The organism is Streptosporangium sp. 'caverna', from assembly GCF_003203775.1.
GTDB classification, from domain to species: Bacteria; Actinomycetota; Actinomycetes; order Streptosporangiales; family Streptosporangiaceae; genus Streptosporangium; species Streptosporangium subroseum.
On record NZ_CP029711.1, the window covers coordinates 6,883,134 to 6,902,833 of the forward strand.

Consider the following 19,700-nt stretch of genomic DNA (forward strand, 5'->3'; position numbering starts at 1 on the left):
ATGGAAATGTCCGGACTCACCGCCCTCGTCACCGGTGCCACCGCCGGCATCGGCCGGGCCGTGGCCATCCAGCTGGCACGGGAGGGAGCCGAGGTCGTCGTGCACGGCCGCGATGCCCGCCGCGGCCTGGAGGTCGTCGCCGAAATCGAGGCCGCCGGCGGGACGGCCCGCTTCATCCCGGCGGATCTCACCAACACCGACGACGTGCTGCGCCTGGCCAAGGAGGCGGGCGAGGTCGACGTCCTGATCAACAACGCCGGCATCTACAAGTTCCTGCCCACGTCGGAGATGACAGACGAGCTGTTCGACCTGCACATGGACCTCAACACCAAGGCCCCCTACCTGCTGGTCCGCTCGCTGGCCCCCGGCATGGCCGAGCGCGGGCACGGATCCATCGTCAACATCAGCACCCTCGCCGTCGCCGTCACGACCAAGGGCACCGGCATGTACTCCGCGTCCAAGGCCGCCCTGGAACAGCTGACCGCGGTCTGGGCGGCCGAATACGCCGGCAGGGGCCTCCGCGTCAACGCGGTGGCGCCGGGCCCCATCCACACCCCGGGCACCGACGAGATGGACGCCGCCACCCTCAAGGCCGTCGCCGAGACCACCGCCATGCGCCGCATCGCCGAGCCCGAGGAGGTGGCCGAGGCGGTCGTCTTCCTGGCCTCCCGCCGCGCCAGCTACATCACCGGAGTCGTCCTGGAGGTAGCCGGTGGACGACTCGGCATCAGCTGACCGCCTCAGCCCGGCCAAGCCCGCCCGTAGGCCGGCCGGTACAGTGTCTGACCGGCGGAAATCGCAATGACGTCGCCCAGCCCGTGCCCCCCTCATGCGATCCCGTCTGTCCGCGGCCGGCCTCGTCGACGTTCCAGGGTGCCGTACGGCAACCGTGGTCATGATCGCGACGAGTACCGCCTCGGAAACGGCTTTCCAGCTCGGTCGCCGCTGGAGGGAGACCGGGAGGGAAAGAGAGACTCCCGGGAGTCGAGCCACCGGGATCCGGCTTTCGCCGGACGGTGAAAGATAGCGTCGTCGATGTCGCCCGCGAGGGGCGGCATCCGGTAAGGAGAGATCTCGTGACCCTCATGCGTGCGATCAGCCAGGACACCTTCGGCGGGCCGGAGGTGCTGCACCCCGTCCAGGTCGAGCAGCCGGAACCGCTGCCGACCGAGGTGCTGGTGCGGGTCGTCTCCGCGGGGGTGAACCCGGTGGACGTCAAGACCAGGTCGGGCGGGGGCATGGCCGGGGTCCTGGGGGATCCGCCCTTCATCCTCGGCTGGGACGTCTCCGGTGTCGTCGAGCAGATCGGCTTCGGCGTGAACACCCTGCAGGTGGGAGACGAGGTGTACGGCATGCCGTGGTTCCCCCGCCAGGCCGGGGCCTACGCCGAGTTCGTGACCGCTCCCTCCCGGCAGTTCGCCCACAAGCCGCGTTCCCTGGGACACGACGAGGCCGCCGCCATGCCGCTGGCCGTACTGACCGCGTGGCAGAGCCTGGTGGACGCCGCGGACGTCAGGCCCGGCCAGCGCGTCCTCATCCACGCCGCCGCGGGCGGCGTCGGGCACTTCGCCGTCCAGGTGGCCAAGCACCTCGGCGCGTACGTGATCGGCACCGCCCGCGCCGCCAAGCACGCCTGGCTGCGCGAGCTGGGGGCCGACGAGCTCATCGACTACACCGCCACCCGCTTCGAGGACGCGGTGAGCGACGTGGACGTGGTCCTCGACCTGGTCGGCGACGGCCACGACGCGACGAGCACCCGCTCCCTCGACGTCCTCCGCCCCGGCGGGCTGATCGTCCCGGTGCCCTCCGGTTTCTCCCCCGAGCTGCTGCGCGTCGTCGAGACCCGGGGGCTCCGCGCCCGCCCGTTCCTGGTGGAGCCCGACGGCGCCGCGCTGACCCGCATCGCCCAGCTCGTCGACGACGGGAAGATCGCCATCGGAGTCGAGGAGGTGCTCCCGCTGGAGAAGGCCGCCGAGGCCCACGAGCGGGTCGCCACGGGCCGCACCAAGGGCAAGCTCGTCCTACGGGTCGCCCCCTAGACGGGATGATCCCGCCGGCGTCACGGACTGACGTACTGGTCGGCGTACGCCGCGGCGGGCGCGATGGGCGTGATCACGTCGATCAGGACCCCGTTGGGGTCGGCCACGATGAAATGCCGCTGCCCGAAGTCCTCGCTGCGCAGTTCCAGCTCGGCCCGCAGCCCACCGCGGACGACGAGCCGTTCCCACTCCGCGCCCACGTCCTCCACCTCGACGTTGAGCAGCAGTCCCCGGACGGGAACGCGATAGGCCTCGGGCAGCGTCGGGTGGTCGTGGTCGAGCAGGGCGAGCTCGTACGGCAGCGGCCCCGGCCGCCGCAGGCTCACGTACCAGTCGGCCTCGAACGTCGGCTCGAACCCCAGCAGCCCCGTGTAGAAATCGCGGGACTCCTGGAGCCTTGCGGTGCAGATCACCGGATAGAAGCCGGTCAGCTTCATGCGAACTCCTTCACATACCGTTGGTATGTGAAGGTAATGTATTGACGTACCACCGGTATGTCAACGGACGGGAATGCGATGCCGAACGACGGCAGGGCACGGCAGAGAGAGCAGACCAGGCAGACCCTCCTGCGCGAGAGCAGACGCCTGTTCGCGACCCTGGGCTACGGCGCGGTGGGCCTGTCGGAGATCGTCCGTGCCGCCGGGGTCACCAAGGGCGCGCTCTACCATCACTTCGACAGCAAGGCCGCCCTGTTCCGCGCCGTCCTGGAAGAGGTGCAGCAGCAGGTCGCCCAGACGGTGGCCGCGACCGCCGAGGCCCACGACGATCCGTGGACGCAGTTCACCGCCGGATGCCAGGCGTTCCTCACCGCCGGCACCGATCCGGACGTCCAGCGGATCATGCTCGTCGACGGCCCCTCGGTGCTGGGCTGGAACGAATGGCGCGCGCTGGACGAGGCCGCCTCGGCCCGCCACCTGGCCGAGGCGCTCACCGCCCTGATCGAGGGAGGAGTGATCGCCCCGCAGCCGGTCGCGCCACTGACCCATCTGCTGTCCGGCGCGATGAACGAGGCGGCCCTGTGGCTGGCGGGCTCGGCGAACCCCGATGATCTGACCGACGCCCGGGCCGCCCTGTCTCGGATGCTGGAGGCGCTGCGCGTCAGATGAGCCCGGCGTGCGGCGGGGCGAGCCCCACCCGCGAAACGCGGCGGCGGTGAAGGGGCGGATCCACTCCCGGGATCCGTCACGCCGACGGCGTCCTTCACCGCGAGACAGGATCGGCGACGCGCGGGGCGATTGCTCATCTACCTGACATCGGCGAGCTACTCTTATAGCAACTCGTCGTCATGAGCGGCTGTCAAGTTCGAGGCATAGGACCTTCTCCCCACGTTCGAGGAGACCCATGTTCCGACGGCTCGGCCTCATCATCACGACCACTCTGGCGACTCTGGCGGCATCCGTCTCCACGGCGGTCGCCGCACCACCGTCGACGATCGCCAATGTCGCCCATCGCGGGGCCTCCGCGTACGCGCCGGAGAACACCATCGCCGCCTTCGAACTGGCGCAGGCGCAACACGCCGACGTGTTCGAGCTTGACGTCCAGGAGACGAAGGACCACAAACTGGTCCTGATGCACGACACGACGCTGGCCCGCACCACCAACGTCGAAGGGGTCTTTCCCGACCGGGCTCCCTGGAAGGTCGGCGACCTCACTCTGGCGGAAATCCGGAAGCTGGACGCGGGCTCGTGGTTCGCCTCGAAGTACAAGGGTGAGCCGGTGCCCACCCTTGGAGAGACGCTTCACGCGATGAGCGGAAGCCGGCTCGGCCTCCTCCTGGAGATCAAGGCGCCAGAGCTCTACCGGGGAATCGAGGCCCGCGTCGCCGACGAGCTGCGCGACAACCCCTCGTGGCTGAGCTCCGACCGCGTCACCGTGCAGTCGTTCAATTGGGACTCGATGCGGACCTTCCACAAGAACCTGCCCCAGGTCCCGATCGGCCTGCTCGGCACGCCGACGACCGCGGAGCTCCCGGAACTGGCGGAATTCGCCGGCCACATCAACCCGCCGTACAACGCTCTCACCCCGGAGTACGTCAAGCGCGTCCATGCCCTTCGGATGGAGGTCTTCGCCTGGACCGTGGACAGTCCGGAGACCATGCGCCGCCTGATCTCCTACGGGGTGGACGGCATCATCACCAACAAGCCCGACGTGCTGCGCAAGGTCATCCCCGCATCGAAGCGACACGCTTCCTGACCGGTCGTCACCGATCCCGCTCGGAGCGGTGAGCCCCCTGGAGGTTCGGGGCGGCTCTGCTCGTCGCGGGCGACGGATGCCTCGCGGGCACGGCCATGATCCGGTGGCATCCGCTCGTCACGCGGCCCCTGCCCGAAAGCCTCAGTGGGCGGGCCGGGTCGGATGCGGGTCGACGGGAACCTCGCTGAACATGGTGTTGGTGATGGCCCACCGTTCGTGATCCCGCCAGGCGCCGTCGATGAACAGCAGGTCGGGTGAGCAACCCTCGTAGCGGAAACCGTGGCGCTGGACCAGCTTCAGGGAGGCGTGGTTGCCGGGCTGGATCTGGGCTTCCAGCCGGTGGAGCCGCAATTGCTCGAAGGCGTGGCGCAGCACGAGGCCGAGGCCCTCTGACATGTATCCCCGGCCGGCGGTGGGAGCGAAGGCCGCGTAGCCGAGGGAGCCGTTCTGGAAGCGTCCGCGGATGATGCTGTTGATGTTGATGTTGCCCGCGATGGCACCGGTGTCCCGCACGCAGACCAGCAGGCCTTCGGCGGACAGCGGGTTGTCGAAGGTCCGGAGATAGGTCTGGAACGCCTGCGGCGTGGTGGGCAGGGACATCCACGGGTGGTGCAGGTCGACGCTGGCCCGGACCAGTCCGATGAACTCGTCCTGGTCGTGGTCGGCGATCGGACGCAAGATCACGCGGGAGAGGCCTCCCTCTCCGCCGGTGAGAAACGTCTCGCCCGCCGCCCGTTCGGTTCCTTCGGCCCCATCGTTCTGAATCACGGAGGAAACGGTATCGCGGCTCGTCGGCGTGGACTAGTTGATCAATACCGACGAATGCCCCGAGCCCATCCGCGTACGGACGCGCGGTCGGGACCGAGCGCGCCACACCCGCTCCCCGGGCGGACCCCGTCCGCAGCAGAGCGATTCGGGGCGCTCCGCGTCGGGGCGGTCAGGGCAGCAGCTCTCTCCGGATCGCCCGCATCGCCTGCTCGTGAGCCCACCCGGCATCGCAGCCGGGCAGTCCGAGCAGCACGTCGCTCGCGAGGCTGTCCATGATCCGGCACATCCGCATCGCGTGGTCCTCCGGATCGTCCACCGGCCGGAACAGCCCCTCCCCCACCCCCCGGGCCACGATGCCGGCCAGCTCGCGCGCCCAGGCGCCGGTGAACCCGGCGATCCTGGTCAGCGTCTCCTCGTCCTGCGGCGGGCGGGCGACGATCTGGGCCCACAGCCGCCAGCGGACGTCGCTCGCACCGGCGGGCAGGTACATCTCCACCAGACGGCCGACCGCCTCGCGCGGATCGGCGACGGTCGCGAGCTCGGCGGTCCGGCGCTCGGCCAGCTCGTCCTCGCTGAGCAGCAGCGTCGAGACGAGGATCCGGTCGCGCTTGCCGAAGTAGTACATGACATGACCGCTGCTCATGCCGGCCCGTTCCGCGATGTCGCGCACGCGCAGCCGATCGGGCCCCACCTCGTCGATCGCCAGCAGCGCCGCCCGCAGCACGTGCGCCCGCACGTCGGGACGCTCCAGCTTCACTGTCATGCCTCATAACGTACCGGTTTAGAATGCTAATCTAACTTTGAAAGCCATTCTAAAAAGGGAGCGGCAGTGCGGCTGACACCTACGGAGCGCGACCGGCTGCTGCTGTTCACCGCGGCCGAGCTGGCGCGCGCCAGGAGTGCGCGAGGGCTGCGCCTGAACGTGCCGGAGGCCACCGCCCTGATCGCCGACACGGTCTGCGAGGCCGCCCGGGACGGGGCCAGGTTGGCCGAGGCGATCGCGGCGGGCCGGAGCGTGCTCGGCCCCGATGACGTGCTGCCCGGGGTGGCCGACATCGTCACCGAGGTGATGGTCGAGGCGGTCTTCGACGACGGCACCCGGCTGGCGGTCGTCACCGAGCCCTTCGGCGGCGGCTCGCTCGGGGACGCGGCCCCGGGCGCGGTGATCGAGGCGGTACGGCCCCTCCCGCAGGAGAGGACGGCGCGACTCCCCGCGGAGGAGGACGCGATCGAGGTGCCGGTGCTCAACACGGCGACCGTGCCGATCAGCGTCACCTCGCACTTCCACTTCTTCGAGACGAACCCCCGGCTGCTCTTCGACCGGGCCGCGGGCTACGGGCGCCGCCTGGCCGTCCCCGCGGGTTCCACCCTGCGCTTCGATCCGGGCGAGAGCCGCGTCGCCAGGCTGGTCCCGATCGGCGGGGCGCGGGTGGCGATCGGGTTCGCCGGCCTGGTCGACGGCCCGCTGGACGCGCCGGGCGCCTTCGAGCGAGCCATGGAGAAGGCCCGGGCCTGCGGTTACCTGGGAAGTGAGCCGGTGCCCCCGACCTCGGTCACCGGTGATCCGGCGGCGAGCGGCGGCGGTGTGCCGAGGGCCGAGGAGCCCGGCGACCGCGTGGCGGGTGGGCGGTGAGCGTCCACGGACCGCGCCGGGGAGATCGGGTCAGGCTCGGCGACTCCGGCCTGGTGGTCGAGGTCGAGCACGACTCGCAGAAGCCCGGAGAGGAGTTCCTCGTCGGGTTCGGCAAGACCGCCAGGGACGGCCTGCACCTGAAGGCCGCCTCCATCGCGGACACCTGCGACCTGGTGATCAGTAACGTGCTGATCCTCGATCCGGTCCTGGGGGTGCGGACCGCGTCGATCGGGATCCGCGAGGGACGCGTCCACGCGGTCGGACGGGCGGGAAACCCCGACACGCTGGACGACGTGGACGTGGTGGTCGGCACCGGCACCACGATCGTGTCCGGCGAGGGGCTCATCGCCACGGCGGGCGCGATCGACACCCACGTGCACCTGCTCAGCCCGCGCATCATGGAGGCATCCCTGGCCTCCGGCGTCACCACGATCATCGGCCAGGAGTTCGGGCCGGTCTGGGGTGTCGGCGTGAACTCGCCGTGGGCGCTGCGGCACGCGTTCAACGCCTTCGACGCCTGGCCGGTGAACATCGGGTTCCTGGCGCGCGGCTCGTCGTCGCATCCGGCGCCGCTGGTCGAGGCGCTGGTCGAGGGCGGTGCGAGCGGCTTCAAGGTGCACGAGGACATGGGCGCGCACACCCGCGCGCTGGACACCGCGCTGCGGGTGGCCGAGGAGCACGACGTGCAGGTCGCGCTGCACACCGACGGCCTGAACGAGTGCCTGTCGGTGGAGGACACCCTCGCGGTCCTCGAAGGCAGGACGATCCACGCCTTCCACATCGAGGGCTGCGGCGGCGGGCACGTGCCGGACGTGCTCAGGCTGGCCGGGGTGGCCAACGTCATCGGCTCCTCCACCAACCCGACGCTGCCCTTCGGCCGGGACGCCGTCGCCGAGCACCACGGGATGATCGTCTCGGTGCACGGCCTCGATCCCGGCCTGCCGGAGGACGCGGCGCTGGCCGGGGACCGGATCCGGGCGGGCACGATGGGCGCCGAGGGCGTGCTGCACGACCTCGGGGTCATCGGCATCACCTCCTCCGACGCGCAGGGCATGGGCCGGGCGGGCGAGACGGTCCGCCGTACGTTCGCGATGGCCGGGAAGATGAAGGGTGAGCTGGGCGCGCCCGAGGGTCACGACAATGAACGGGTGCTGCGCTACCTGGCCAAGCTGACCATCAATCCCGCCATCGCGCACGGCCTGTCCCACGAGGTCGGCTCGCTGGAGCCGGGCAAGCTGGCCGACATCGTGCTGTGGCGGCCGGACCACTTCGGCGCCAAGCCGCAACTCGTGCTGAAGGCCGGGTTTCCCGCCTACGGCGTGACCGGCGACCCGAACGCCTCCACCGACACCTGCGAGCCGCTGGTGCTGGGCCCGCAGTTCGGCGCGTACGGCGCGACCCCCGCCGATCTGTCGGTGGCCTTCGTCAGCGGGGCCGCCGCGGACACGGGCAACGACCACATGACGACCCGCCGCCGGCGCGTCGGCGTGCGCGGGACCCGCGGCATCGGCCCGGCGGACATGGTGCGCAACTCACGGCTCGGGTCCGTCCAGGTGGACGCGCTCGGCCGGGTCACACTCGACGGCGACCCCGTACAGTCGGCTCCCGCCGAGTCGATCTCGCTCAACCGTCTGTACTTCCTGTGAGCCTTCCCGGCCTCCACGCCTCCCGATCCCTACGCTGCTCTTCGTGTATCTCCTCACCTGGGCTGTTCCCGACCTCTGGGCGGCCTTTCGATCCCTGAGCCTCTCCCGTTCCTGAGCCGCCGGCGCCGAGCCGTACCCGGCCGGGCCTCTTCCGGCTTCCGGCGACTCGCCTGGCCGGACCTCCTCCAACCGCCCGACTTCCGACAAGGATCACCACCGTGTTCTTCATGCCGCCGGAGTGGCACCACCACACTCGCACCTGGATGTCCTGGCCGGTCGCCGGTTACGCCCTGGCCGACCCCGAGGCCTCCTACCGCGCCTGGTCCAGCGTGGCCAACACGATCGTCCGCTACGAGCCGGTCACCATGGTGGTCGACCCGAGCGAGCGCGGCTCGGCCGCCCGATGGCTGTCTCCCGGGATCGAGCTGATGGAGCAGCCGCTGGACGACTGCTGGATGCGGGACAACGGCCCGACCTTCCTGGTGGACGGCCGGGGCGCCCTGGCCGGGGTCGACTGGACCTTCAACGGGTGGGGCTGGCACCCGTACGCCAAGGACGACCTGGTCGCCGCGGCGGTCCTGGAACGGGCGGGGGTGACCAGGTTCCGCTCCGAGATGGTCAACGAGGGCGGCGGCATCCACGTGGACGGCGAGGGCACGGTCATCGTCACCGAGACCGTCCAACTCGGGGAGAAGCGCAATCCCGGCTGGACCAGGGAGCGGGTCGAGGCCGAGCTGCGCGCGCGGATCGGCGTGGAGAAGGTCATCTGGCTGCCGCGCGGCCTCACCGCCGACTACGGCAGGTACGGCACGAGCGGCCACGTCGACCTGCTCGCCTCCTTCGCCCGTCCCGGCCTGGTGCTCTGCCACGTCCAGCCCGATCCGGCCCACCCGGACCACGAGGTCACCCGGGATAACCTGGCGATCCTGCGGTCCTCCACCGACGCGAAAGGCCGCTCCCTGGAGGTCGTGGAGCTGATCGCCCCGGAGACCCAGGAGGCCGGCGGGGAGCCGGTCGACTACTCCTACATCAACCACTACCTGGCCAACGGCCTTGCCCTGCTCTGCTCCTTCGACGATCCGCGCGACGCCGCGGCGGCCGAGATCTTCACCAGGCTCTTCCCCGGACGGGTCGTCGAATCGGTGGACGCCCGCGACATCTTCGCCCTCGGCGGCGGCATCCACTGCATCACCCAGCAGCAGCCCCGGCCGTGACCCATAGCGGGAAGGGCGATTTGTCCATAGGGCTGTCCGGATCCGGCCACGATAATAGCTAGAGCTTGTCAATCGGGGCAATTGTTGCGAATACTTGCAAATTGTTCTTATTTACAAGAGAGGCCTGAAATGAAGCAAGTTATTGTTCACAAGCCCGGCACCGTTACGCTCAGTGGCGCCGCCAGTCCTAAGCACGTCGGCTGAGGCCAAAGTCGTAGAACCGGCGCCCAGCAATGGGCGCCGGCTCGTAACATGAGATTGCTCAAATAAGTTGACGGTTTGATGTAAAGGAGACTGGTGAGTCGGGGACCGCACCCATCGGGAAAGCCGCATCTTCCTGCCCTGCTCCTGCCCCCCGTGGACGCGAATCGGCGCCTGCGCGGACCGTACACCGCGGGAGGTGCGATCGTCTCCGCCCTGGCGCCCATCGCTCGGCCGGAGCTGATCGCCCGGTATGACATAGAGCTGCGTGCCATGGCACCCGACATGCATGAGCTGGTCCCCGCCCGGCGTCAGTCGGCGGCCATGCACCTGCCCAGCGCCGAACGGATCCTGGTTCACGCGCCACGCCGCACGCTGCGCCTGTCCAATGGACTGGCCGAGTTCATCCGCGAATACCTGGCCGAAACCGGGCCTCGGACCCTTGTCGTCGAGAACATCCACGAGGCCGACCCCACCGACCTCGAGCTCCTGGCGGTGCTGAAGCGCCGGATCGGCCCGAAACTGCTGACCGTGGTGACCGGTGGTCAGGCCGTGCCCGACGAGCTCCTCGGACAGGACGAGCACGATGCCCGCGCCGACGAGCTGGAGCGGGAAGGAACGATCGGCGCACGACTCGGCGCGATTCCCTACCATCGCGAGCACGGCAGCGACCCGCAGAGAGCCTTGGAGGCCTACAGGTTCGCGGTGGAGTGGTGCCTGGAGGCCGGCTGTCACGACGCCGTGGTGGAGCTGGGCCGGCGCGCGCTGCGACTCGCCGACCCGTCCACGGAGCATGATCTCTGGTGGCGCCTCCTGCACAGCACCGCGACCGCGCTGAGCTCCCTGGACCGCGAGGAGGAGTCGGAGGCCCTGTTCGAGCTGGCCAGGCGCGAGAGCATCTGCCCCAGCGTCCACGCCTCCGCCGCCTACTCCACCGGGATGCTGAAGGTCCGCCACCACGATCCGGTCCAGCGCGACCTGAACGCCGGGCTGGCCTGGGTGAACCAGGCGATCGCCATCTCCTCGCTGCTTCCCGACCCGCGTGAGCGGGCGTTCAAACTGGGTTTCGACCTCAACGGCCGGGCGCTCGTGGAAGTACGGCTGGGCCGCCCCGCGAAGGCTCTTGAGCTGGTCCAGGAGGCCGTCGAGCTGGCCGAGCGCGACCTTCTCCCCGACGAGCATCCGATCCACCGGTTGGTGCTACTGGCCAACAGAGCGCAGCTCACCGTCATGCTGGGCCGCCCGGAGGAGGCGCTGGAGGACCTGAACGCGGTGATCGCCGCCGATCCCGGCTACCCCGACTACTACATCGACCGGGGCAACCTGCTGCACCGGCTGGGCCGCCTGGACGCGGCGATCGCCGACTACGAGACCGCGATGCGGGTCGGCCCGCCCTTCCCCGAGCCGTACTACAACCGGGCCGAGATCCGATTCTCCACCGGAGACCACCGGGGCGCGCTCGGCGATCTGGACCACGCGCTGGAGCTGGACCCGGAGTTCGTGGACGGGCTGGCCAACCGAGCCGGGCTGCTCGTCGCATTCGGGGAGTACGGCAAGGCCAGGGTGGACGCGGAGACCGGGCTCGCGCTGGATTCGGCCAACCCGTACCTGCTGTGCGCTCTCGGTCAGGTGGAGATGGCCGAGGGCAGTCACCGTAAGGCGCGGGTCGCCTTCGACCAGGCGCTGGAGCTCTCCCCCTCGCTGGCCGCGGCCTGGGCCAACCGGGGAATGCTGGCCTTCGAGATGGGCGACCCCGAGGGCGCCGTCTCCGACTTCACCCATGCCCTCGAACCGGGCGCGGACCCCGCGCTGCTTTTCAACCGCGCGATGGCGCTCCGCGCCACCGGACGCGACGAGGAGGCGGTGGCCGACCTCACCCGCGCGATGGAGCTGGCTCCGGACGACGACGACATCCGCCGCGCGCTGACGTCCTGAACCGCACGGCGTCCCTCCGCGCTCCCGGCGAGATCATCGGGGTGAGTGCGGAGGGAGGAAACTCCGGGTGACACGGAGGTTCCGGTTAGTGCGCCGGGGCCGGACCGTAAACAATTCATTAACCTGACCAAGCGTATTGAAGCCAACACCGAAGACCCATTCTCCGAATTGGGGACGCGCCCCGGAGAAGGACCCGTACCGGTGAATTCAGCGATCCGCCGGCGGCCTGACGCACGGCCCGCGAAGGAATGTTCATCGGATATCCCGTGACACCGCGTATTGATCGGTGAAGTTTCGGTGAACGCCGCCCGTGAGAACGGGGACGGTGACACGGGAACGCGGGAGAGAAGGGGAAAGGCGACACGGGGACAGGAGACGAGAAACCCGGGCGGGAGAGGGTCACACGGAGACGGGAGGGCGGCGAACCGGGACCCCGGGGAGCGATCGGCGAGGATGCGGGGAACGATCAGCGGGACGGGCCGCTGAGATAGCGTTCGGCCAGCTCACAGGTGCCCTCGGTGTAGCCGGCACCGAGTTCGGCGGCGATCTCCACCCCGGTGTGGGTACCGATCCAGGCGACCAGCAGCAGACGGCGGAACATAATGAATGTCCAGATCTCGGCCTCGTCCTCGGCCGGAAGGTCCAGCACGGTCCGGTAGCCCCGCACCCATGACGCGATCATCTCGGGGACCCGCGGGTGATGCTCGACGAAGCTGACCGCGGCGGCCAGGTCGTAGAGGTACCAGCCGAAACCGCAGTCGTCGAAGTCGATGACGCTGGGCGGATCGTCTCCCGCCACCAGCAGGTTGGCCGGCCGCAGGTCGGCGTGGATCAGGCCGTAACGGCCGGGATCCCGGCCGAATCGGTGCAGCCGCTCGCGCAGTTCCTTGTCCAGCCGGCCCAGTACGGCCAGCGCCTCGACTCCCACCCCCGCCCCGTCCTGCCAGCGACCCCACCGCGACTCGGCCCCCAGCGCGGCCTCGTAGTCCCAGTGGAAACGGGTGAATCCCGCCGGACGCCGCCAGTTTCGCGCGTGCCGGTGCATCCGCGCGGTGATGGCGCCGAGCCGCTCGAAGTCGGGCACCAGCCGGTCCTGCGACGGCTCGGTCCCCGGCAGGAACTCGAACATCACGCAGTCGCGGGGCTCCGCCCCGAGGACGGTGAGCACCCGGGAGCCGCCGGGGGACGGGAGCACCCTGGGGGTGCGGACCCCGGCCTCCTCGCGGAGCGCCTCCAGCCAGTCGAGCTCGGAGAGGATCGCCTGCGTGGAGTGATAGCCGAGGCGGTGCACCCGCAGGACGAACCGCTCGCCGGTAGCCGGGTCGTCCACCCGGTAGGTGGCGTTCTCCGACACGTTGATCAGCGTGATCTCGGCACCGGGCAGGCCGTGGATCCGTACCGCCTTCCGGGCGGCCTCGTGCACGCGGGCCAGTACGTCATCCCCTGCGGACAGGTCGTGGGCCCGCATCGGTCCTCCAGGTGAATCACCCAAAGCGTCAGATCTTATCTGAGATCTTGCATGACCCGGTCTGCCATGGTGTGCCGCTGCTCGTGCTGCTCGTTCTGGGGACGCACCACCGTGACCCGCTCCGCGGCGGGCTCCGCGCCGAGGAGCGTGATACGGATCTTGGACTGCCGGTGCCGGAGCCGCTCCCAGTCGTCCATGAAGGTCCCGCGGAGACCGTGCTTGTCGGCCAGCGCCATCAAGGTCTCCGTGCGGTAGTAGAAGTCCTCCCGCAGGACCTGGTGCTCCTTGCCCTCCGTACGGTCGAAGGTGAAGTCGAACCACCCGCCCGGCTTCATGATCCGGCCGATGTGCTGGAAACACTCCTCGATCACGTTGATCGGGGAGTGGGAGAAGACGCTGTGGGCGTGGATCACGTCGAACATCTCATCGGGCAGGAAGGCGAAACGCAGGTCCCCGACCGGCATGAGGCGGGGGAGTTTGTCACGCAGGCCATGGTCGACGAGGGTCTTCTGGGCGGTCATCAAGACGTCGGGAGAGATGTCGAGGCCGTAGTAGTTGCCGGTGTTCAGGTAGTCGATGAACAGGCGTCCAGCACGCAGGTTGCCGCAGCCGATCTCCAGCATGCGGTGCTCCGGCTTCAGGCCGTGCCGCTCCAGATAGTCGAACTGCATCTGGCCGAGGGCGAGCCAGCGTCCGTGGGACTTGCTGCCCACGGCCCTCTCCGAACCTCGGGAGACGTCCGACTTCATGACGGCGCGGTAGTAGTCGACGTGGTCACGCGTGCTCAGGCGCAGCCATGCGTTCCTGCCCAGCCGTCTTATGTGTCGCGGGATCCGCTGAGGACGGCGGAGGGCGTATTTGATCTGGTGGCCGATGCTTGCGCGGTTGTGACTGTGCATGCCTCTCCTGAGTCAGATCGATACCTCGACGATCTCGCCGATGACGGGATCGTATCCGAAGGCATTTGCGACATCACTCAACGTAACGACGGCGAGAATGGTGATTTCATCACCCGTTGACCTTGACCCCTCTGGCCTCGACGACCCTTGACCTTGGCCCTCCGGATCTTGGCATCCTTGCCCTCGCCGTCCCGAACCTTGACCCACCGCGAACCCCGATGCCCCGGGTCTTGCCATCTCCACCTCGGCGACACCCCGGACCTCGCCGTCTCCGGCCCCGGCGGCCCGGCCTCGTCTACCCTGACTTCGACGCCGGGGTCCGGCCGACCTGCGGGTTTCCTCTGAGCGGACGGGTCGCGGACCCGCGCCGTCCTCCGCGCGGGCACGCAAGGCGTCAGTTCTTACATGAGACTTCGCATCGTCTGGTCGGCGGCGGATACGGAGTGGACCGCCCGGTTCGGGGCTTTCAACGCTGTAAGGGGGCCCGATGAATCTCGAACTCGCGCTGCGCATGTGTGAGGCCGCGGTGAAGCAGGCCGGGCGAGAGGGAGCCCTGATCTCGGTCGCGGTGGTCGACGCGGGCGGGCATCTGGTCGCGTTCCAGCGGATGGACGGCGCGGAGATCGCCGGCCCGGTTCTCGCTCCCGGCAAGGCCTACACGGCGGTGGCCCACCGCATGTCCACCGCCGACCTCGCACCGCTGGTCGTGCCGGGCGGAGAGCTGTACGGCCTCGCCGGGGACCGATACGTGTGCTTCGGCGGCGGCATTCCGCTCAGCGAACCCGGCAAGGACCACCGGGTGGTGGGCGCGGTCGGCGTCAGCGGCGGCACCGTCGCCCAGGACGTGGCCTGCGCCGAGGTCGCCACCGCGCTCTGGGAAGGGGCCTAGCTCGGCGGTCGAAAACGCCGAATCCCCTGGAACCAGGGGGATCCATGTTATCTCCGGGTCTGGAGGGGCAGAGGGGGTTCGCCCCAGGCGGTGATCGCCTGAAAGGTTTCACTCCTTGGAGGATTTTGATGGACGTTATCGTGCTGCTCGCCCTGGTCTGTTTTCTCGCCGCCACCATCTGGTCCGCCATCAGCCGATCCTGGCCGATCGCGCTGCTCGCCGCCGGCGCGTTCCTGCTGACGCTCTCCAGCACATCGCTGATCAATTAAGCCCTGACCCCTGGGGCTGCTTCAACGCCGACGTACGGCTCGGAGTGCTGCGTAAGATCGCGTTCATCGACGGCCGCTCCGGGCCGTCCCCCGCCCCGGGAGTTCGACCGGCCGCCTCGATGCCAGGGGCCGCACAGGGCTATATTGCTTGACTTATATAAGCGATGTTTAATATTTTTACGCCATGCATGCTTCCTACCTCCCTGGCGACCCGATGCGTCTCGCCGCCCTCGAACCGTTCGCCGACGGTGAGACGACCTCCGGCGCGGTGTGCGCGCCTATCCGGGACAGGTGAGGAGAACCCCATGATCGACGTTACCCAGCAGATCAACGCCGTACGGCGGCAGGTCGGCAAGCGCGTGCTCGAAGCGGGTGAGGCGCGCGTCGTGACCATCAGCCAGGCGTACGACGCCACCCTCGACGACCTCTGGGACGCCTGCACCGATCCCGAGCGCATTTCCCGATGGTTCCTGCCCGTCTCGGGCGACCTGCGCCTCCATGGTCGCTACCAGTTCGAGGGCAACGCGGGCGGAAGGATCGAACGCTGCGATCCGCCGAAGGGCTACGCCGCCACCTGGGAGTACGGCGAGGAGGTCAGCTGGGTCGAGGTCCGGCTGACGGCCGAACCCAACGGCGGGACGCGGTTCGAGCTTGAGCACACCGCTCACGTCGACGACGAACGATGGGCCGAGTTCGGTCCCGGCGCGGTCGGCGTCGGCTGGGACATGGGATTCCTGGGTCTGGCCATCCATCTGTCGTCCGGACAGGACATGGGCCCGCAGGAGGCCGCGGCGTGGTCGGCGTCCGACGAGGGCAGGCAGTTCATGACGCTCAGCAGCCAAGCATGGTGCGACGCGAACATCGCGGGCGGCGAAGACGGGGCCGCCGCGCGGGCGGCAGCGGATCGGACCACGGCCGCCTACACCGCCACCGCCCCCGACGAGCCGGCCGAGCCCTGACGCCCCAACCGGCCCGCTCGCGGTGGCGGCCGCTACATCAGTCGAATCTTTTCCTGATTTCCGGATCTATATAGCGATGCCATCGAGCGAATTCCGTGGACTCGTGCTTGGTCTGAATTGTCGTATCAGTTCTTGTCTTCAGCCATTGCGACACGGGATCTGCATCTATTGAGGGACAGGTCCGTCCTTCAGGAAGATGACATGGTTGGAGCGCCTGCGAATCGGATATGCCCTGAATGCCTTGCGGACCGATCGGGCCATCGAGTCCTCGGAGGCCCGTCAGACCCTGGAGCCCTTGCGGACCCAGTATTCCTTTGAGAAGGGGACCGACCAGACCGTCGATTCCCTGCGAACCCGTCAAACCTTGGAGTCCGGTTAGACCCAAAAGGCTCAGAGCCCCATTCGAGCCGTTCAGACCGTTCAAACCATTCAGGCTCTGCTGGCTTTGCCGGCCGGTGACGCCGTAGAACTGGCTTCGCCGGTCGATGACGTCCTGGAATCCCTGTGGACCGGTCAGGTCCGAGGCGCTCCGCGGCACGGCGACGTCCTGGAATTCTTGTGACCCGGCCGCTTCTGGCACCCCAACGGGCCCGGGCGCTCCGGCCGGCCCAGGCATTCCAGCGGGCCCCGGCACTCCGGCAGGTCCGGGAATTCCAGGGGGCCCGGGCTCTCCGGCAGGTCCGGGCATTCCAGGGGGTCCCGGTATTCCAGCGGGCCCCGGCACTCCGGGGGGTCCCGGCATTCCAGCAGGTCCGGGCACTCCGGGGGGTCCCGGTATTCCGGGAGGCCCGGGCACTCCAGGGCGCCCCGGCATTCCGGGAGGCCCGGGCATTCCAGGGCGCCCCGGTATTCCGGCGGGTCCGGACATTCCGGGTGCTCCCGTAAGCCCGGCAGGTCCGACCGGACCCCGGAGACCGTCTCTGCCGGCCGGCCCCTGCGGGCCACGACGGCAGGAATGTCTGTGGCACTCACAGGAACGCCCGCGACAACCACAGGGCTGCCTACGACACTTGCAGGAAGGCCTCCGGCATTCGCAGTGATCCCCGGCTTTGGAAATGCGGTTGTTCTGCGAATAGGGGTGGGCGACTTCCGCTTTCCAGGTTACGGCGTCTGCCGACGCCTGGTTCGACGGCATCAGAAGGACGCCGACCACCGCCGCGACGGATAAAGTCCCGACGCGACCGCTGGAGAGGTTACGTGGTGCCCATCTACTCTTGCAAGAAAGCAATCGATTTCCCATGCTGTTCCCGATTCCGAAAATATCGGATCCACCGTACCGCCACGGAAATGGTAGCGATCAGGAGGGTACCCCGAGGGCTCGGCCATAGCGCGTCGACGCAGTTCCAGAAGGGCAAACAAGTGGTACCGCCGAAGAAAAACGTTGACCGCTTCTGACATTTAATAATCTTTATGGCAACTATTCAGGCTCAGTGTGAAATGGGCCCGAATCTACTGTCCGTGAGCACAAGTCCCACGGACCGGCTCGCCCTGCTCCCCTGCAGGTTCCCCTGGCTCCGGCATGGCGATCAGCGGGCCTCGGGCGCCGGGGTCGACGAGGCTTCGATCGATCTCGGCGCGGGTGGGTGGCGGGCCTCAGGCGTCGGAGCCGACGAGGCTCCGGTCAATCTCGGTGCAGGTGGGTGGCGAGCCGTGTCGCGGGCCTCAGACGTCGGAGTCGACGAGGCTCCGGTCGATCTCGGCGCGGGTGGGCATGGAGGTGCTGGCGCCCGCCCGCTGGACGGACAGGCCCGCCGCCGCGGTGGCGAAGCGTACGGCCAGATCTGGGGACTGCCGCTCGACGCGGGCGGCGGCGAGAGCGCCCACGAAGGTGTCGCCCGCGGCCGTGGTGTCCACCGCGGGCACCTTGGGCGCCTCCACATGCACGGCCGGGCCGTCACCCGAGGCCGTGAGCGCGCCGCGCGACCCCAGGGTGATGATGACCCAGCCGACCCTGCCCCTCAGCTCCTGCAGGGCACGCGCGTGGTCCGCCTGACCGGTGATCTCGGCGGCCTCGTGCTCGTTGGCCACCAGGATGTCCACGGCCTCCAGCAGCTCGGCGGGGAGCGGCTGGACGGGGGCGGGGGTGAGGACCACGGTGGTCCCGGCCCTCCGGGCGGCCCTGGCGGCGGCGGTGACGGCCTCGATGGGAAGCTCCAGCTGGAGCAGGAGCACGTCCGACCGGGAGATGACCTCGATCTCGGCCTCGGAGGGAGCGGTCACGGCCCCGTTGGCGCCGGGGACCACGATGATCGAGTTGCCGCCCCCGTCGTCCACCACGATCTGGGCGATGCCGGACGGGCCGGGAACCGTCCGCAGGTTCGTCACGTCGACTCCGGCCTCGGCGAGCGTCCGCCGCAGCTCGGCCCCGAAGGCGTCGTCCCCCACCGCGCCGAGAAAGGCCACCTCGGCCCCCGCCCGCGCGGCGGCGATGGCCTGGTTGGCGCCCTTGCCTCCGGGGATCGTGCGAAACTCGCGTCCCGTCACGGTCTCACCGAGCGCGGGCGCGGCCTCGACGTAGGCCACCAGGTCCATGTTGGCGCTGCCGAACACCGAGATCATGATTCCTCCACCGGGGCCGGCGGCCGGCCGGTCAGCTTGTCCGGGCCGATCCCGTCGGAGCCGGTGGCACTGCCGGCCGGTTCCTCGGAGACCGTTCCTGCGGGATCCTCGACGCGCCGGGGAGCACGCCGATGATCGAGCCTACGGTCACGCCCACGGGTCCGGCGCCCCGGCCTCCCGTCACACCCAAGGGTCCGGCACCCCGGCCCACGGTCACGCCCACGGATCCGGCCCCCCGGCCTCCCGTCACACCCAGGAGTCCGGCGCCCCGAGCTCCCATCACCCCCAAGAGTCCGGCATCCCGGCCTCCCGTCACACCCCCGGCGGTCAGCGCGGCGAGAGCGCCGCCGCTCTCATACGACCAGCAGCAGCGAGACGGAGGCGTGAAGGCTGACCTCGTGGCTGACGCTGGCGCCGAGCAGGGCGCCGAGCCTGCCGTGGTGGCGGGGACCGAGCACGATGAGGTCGCTGCCCAGCTCACGGGCCCGCGCCAGGATGTTGTCGGGCACGCCCTCGCGCAGGACGTGGATGGCCTCACCCTCGGCGGTGATTCCCGCTCCGCGCAACCGCGCAACCGCCCGGTCCACGATGGCGCGGGCCTCCTCGTCGGTCTCCAGGTCGACCACCTGGTCGGCGAAGATCTCCCTCTCCTCCGCGTGCAGGACCTGAACATCCGCACCGGTGACCCCGGCCAGATACTCCACGGCGTCGAGCACCCGGTCCCCCCGAGGAGAACTGTCAATCGCAGTGAGAATGTGCTTGTACATGGATTCCTCCGGTCACGACACAATGATGGCGATACAAATCCGCTGGAACGGCGCGACGGCACGGGCGAGGCATGCGGAGTCGCGGGCAGCCACGGACTACGAGCGGTCCCCCTCACCGTCGGACAGCGGCGCCCCCCGACGGTCCGGCCGATGGAGAGAGCCGCAGCGAGCGGGGCGATACCGACGGTCCGGCCGCACCGCCGCAGCATACGCCTGGTGATTTCACCCCGATCGCGGGGGGCGTCCATCGGCTTCCGGCCA

General features: G+C 69.3%; 18 protein-coding genes. 11 read left to right on the forward strand and 7 right to left on the reverse strand.

Annotated features, from left to right (window positions below):
• Both DKM19_RS30055 and DKM19_RS30060 read left to right on the forward strand, forming a co-directional pair.
• Complete coding sequence (locus tag DKM19_RS30055) at window positions 1-735, forward strand: SDR family NAD(P)-dependent oxidoreductase (protein ID WP_204358305.1); 735 nt, start codon at window positions 1-3, stop codon at window positions 733-735.
• A 350-nt stretch (window positions 736-1,085) separates the two neighbouring features.
• The gene (locus DKM19_RS30060; protein WP_110706099.1) at window positions 1,086-2,039 is read left to right on the forward strand and encodes an NADP-dependent oxidoreductase; all 954 of its coding nucleotides are present in this window, start codon (window positions 1,086-1,088) and stop codon (window positions 2,037-2,039) included.
• A gap of 20 nt (window positions 2,040-2,059) precedes the next feature.
• On the opposite strand, the gene DKM19_RS30065 is transcribed toward DKM19_RS30060, so the two are convergent.
• Complete coding sequence (locus DKM19_RS30065; protein ID WP_110700214.1) at window positions 2,060-2,476, reverse strand: VOC family protein; 417 nt, start codon at window positions 2,474-2,476, stop codon at window positions 2,060-2,062.
• 78 nt (window positions 2,477-2,554) lie between these two features.
• Here DKM19_RS30065 and DKM19_RS30070 point away from each other — a divergent pair, with 78 nt between their 5' ends.
• Entirely contained in the window at window positions 2,555-3,145 is a 591-nt protein-coding gene (locus DKM19_RS30070) for a TetR/AcrR family transcriptional regulator (RefSeq protein WP_110700216.1), read from the forward strand.
• Between the two features lie 235 nt (window positions 3,146-3,380).
• Window positions 3,381-4,232, forward strand: coding sequence for a glycerophosphodiester phosphodiesterase family protein (locus DKM19_RS30075; RefSeq protein WP_110700218.1), 852 nt, complete (start codon window positions 3,381-3,383; stop codon window positions 4,230-4,232).
• Window positions 4,233-4,373: 141 nt separating this feature from the next.
• On the opposite strand, the gene DKM19_RS30080 is transcribed toward DKM19_RS30075, so the two are convergent.
• Together DKM19_RS30080 and DKM19_RS30085 are read right to left on the reverse strand one after the other, a co-directional pair.
• Window positions 4,374-4,916 (reverse strand): GNAT family N-acetyltransferase, encoded by a 543-nt coding sequence (locus DKM19_RS30080; RefSeq protein WP_110706100.1) that lies wholly within the window; start codon window positions 4,914-4,916, stop codon window positions 4,374-4,376.
• Between the two features lie 253 nt (window positions 4,917-5,169).
• A complete protein-coding gene (locus tag DKM19_RS30085; RefSeq protein WP_110700220.1) occupies window positions 5,170-5,763 on the reverse strand; it encodes a TetR/AcrR family transcriptional regulator in 594 nt (197 codons plus the stop codon).
• A 66-nt stretch (window positions 5,764-5,829) separates the two neighbouring features.
• Here DKM19_RS30085 and ureA point away from each other — a divergent pair, with 66 nt between their 5' ends.
• The 4 genes from ureA to DKM19_RS30105 all read left to right on the forward strand — a co-directional run bounded on the left by ureA (window position 5,830) and on the right by DKM19_RS30105 (window position 11,629).
• A complete protein-coding gene (ureA, locus tag DKM19_RS30090) occupies window positions 5,830-6,633 on the forward strand; it encodes an urease subunit gamma (protein WP_110700222.1) in 804 nt (267 codons plus the stop codon).
• The gene (locus tag DKM19_RS30095) at window positions 6,630-8,279 is read left to right on the forward strand and encodes an urease subunit alpha (protein ID WP_110700224.1); all 1,650 of its coding nucleotides are present in this window, start codon (window positions 6,630-6,632) and stop codon (window positions 8,277-8,279) included. Before ureA ends, DKM19_RS30095 begins: the two co-directional genes overlap by 4 nt.
• A gap of 227 nt (window positions 8,280-8,506) precedes the next feature.
• Window positions 8,507-9,493, forward strand: a complete 987-nt coding sequence (locus tag DKM19_RS30100) for an agmatine/peptidylarginine deiminase (protein ID WP_110706101.1) — start codon at window positions 8,507-8,509, stop codon at window positions 9,491-9,493.
• Window positions 9,494-9,790: 297 nt separating this feature from the next.
• Complete coding sequence (locus tag DKM19_RS30105) at window positions 9,791-11,629, forward strand: tetratricopeptide repeat protein (RefSeq protein WP_110700226.1); 1,839 nt, start codon at window positions 9,791-9,793, stop codon at window positions 11,627-11,629.
• Between the two features lie 466 nt (window positions 11,630-12,095).
• Here the strand turns inward: DKM19_RS30105 and DKM19_RS30110 are convergent, their stop codons facing one another.
• Entirely contained in the window at window positions 12,096-13,097 is a 1,002-nt protein-coding gene (locus DKM19_RS30110; protein WP_110700229.1) for a phosphotransferase enzyme family protein, read from the reverse strand.
• Between the two features lie 35 nt (window positions 13,098-13,132).
• Window positions 13,133-13,996, reverse strand: a complete 864-nt coding sequence (locus DKM19_RS30115) for a class I SAM-dependent methyltransferase (protein WP_110700231.1) — start codon at window positions 13,994-13,996, stop codon at window positions 13,133-13,135.
• A gap of 487 nt (window positions 13,997-14,483) precedes the next feature.
• On the opposite strand from DKM19_RS30115, the gene DKM19_RS30120 reads away from it, so the two are divergent.
• The 3 genes from DKM19_RS30120 to DKM19_RS30125 all read left to right on the forward strand — a co-directional run bounded on the left by DKM19_RS30120 (window position 14,484) and on the right by DKM19_RS30125 (window position 16,113).
• Window positions 14,484-14,885 carry a heme-binding protein gene (locus DKM19_RS30120; RefSeq protein ID WP_110700233.1) on the forward strand — a complete coding sequence of 134 codons (402 nt, stop codon included), beginning with the start codon at window positions 14,484-14,486 and terminating at the stop codon, window positions 14,883-14,885.
• 128 nt (window positions 14,886-15,013) lie between these two features.
• Complete coding sequence (locus DKM19_RS49890; protein WP_162641881.1) at window positions 15,014-15,154, forward strand: hypothetical protein; 141 nt, start codon at window positions 15,014-15,016, stop codon at window positions 15,152-15,154.
• Window positions 15,155-15,459: 305 nt separating this feature from the next.
• Window positions 15,460-16,113, forward strand: a complete 654-nt coding sequence (locus tag DKM19_RS30125) for an SRPBCC family protein (protein ID WP_110700235.1) — start codon at window positions 15,460-15,462, stop codon at window positions 16,111-16,113.
• A 1,662-nt stretch (window positions 16,114-17,775) separates the two neighbouring features.
• On the opposite strand, the gene rbsK is transcribed toward DKM19_RS30125, so the two are convergent.
• Window positions 17,776-18,672 carry a ribokinase gene (rbsK, locus tag DKM19_RS30135; protein WP_110700237.1) on the reverse strand — a complete coding sequence of 299 codons (897 nt, stop codon included), beginning with the start codon at window positions 18,670-18,672 and terminating at the stop codon, window positions 17,776-17,778.
• 353 nt (window positions 18,673-19,025) lie between these two features.
• Window positions 19,026-19,439, reverse strand: coding sequence for a universal stress protein (locus DKM19_RS30140; protein WP_110700239.1), 414 nt, complete (start codon window positions 19,437-19,439; stop codon window positions 19,026-19,028).
• Window positions 19,440-19,700 lie beyond the last annotated feature (261 nt).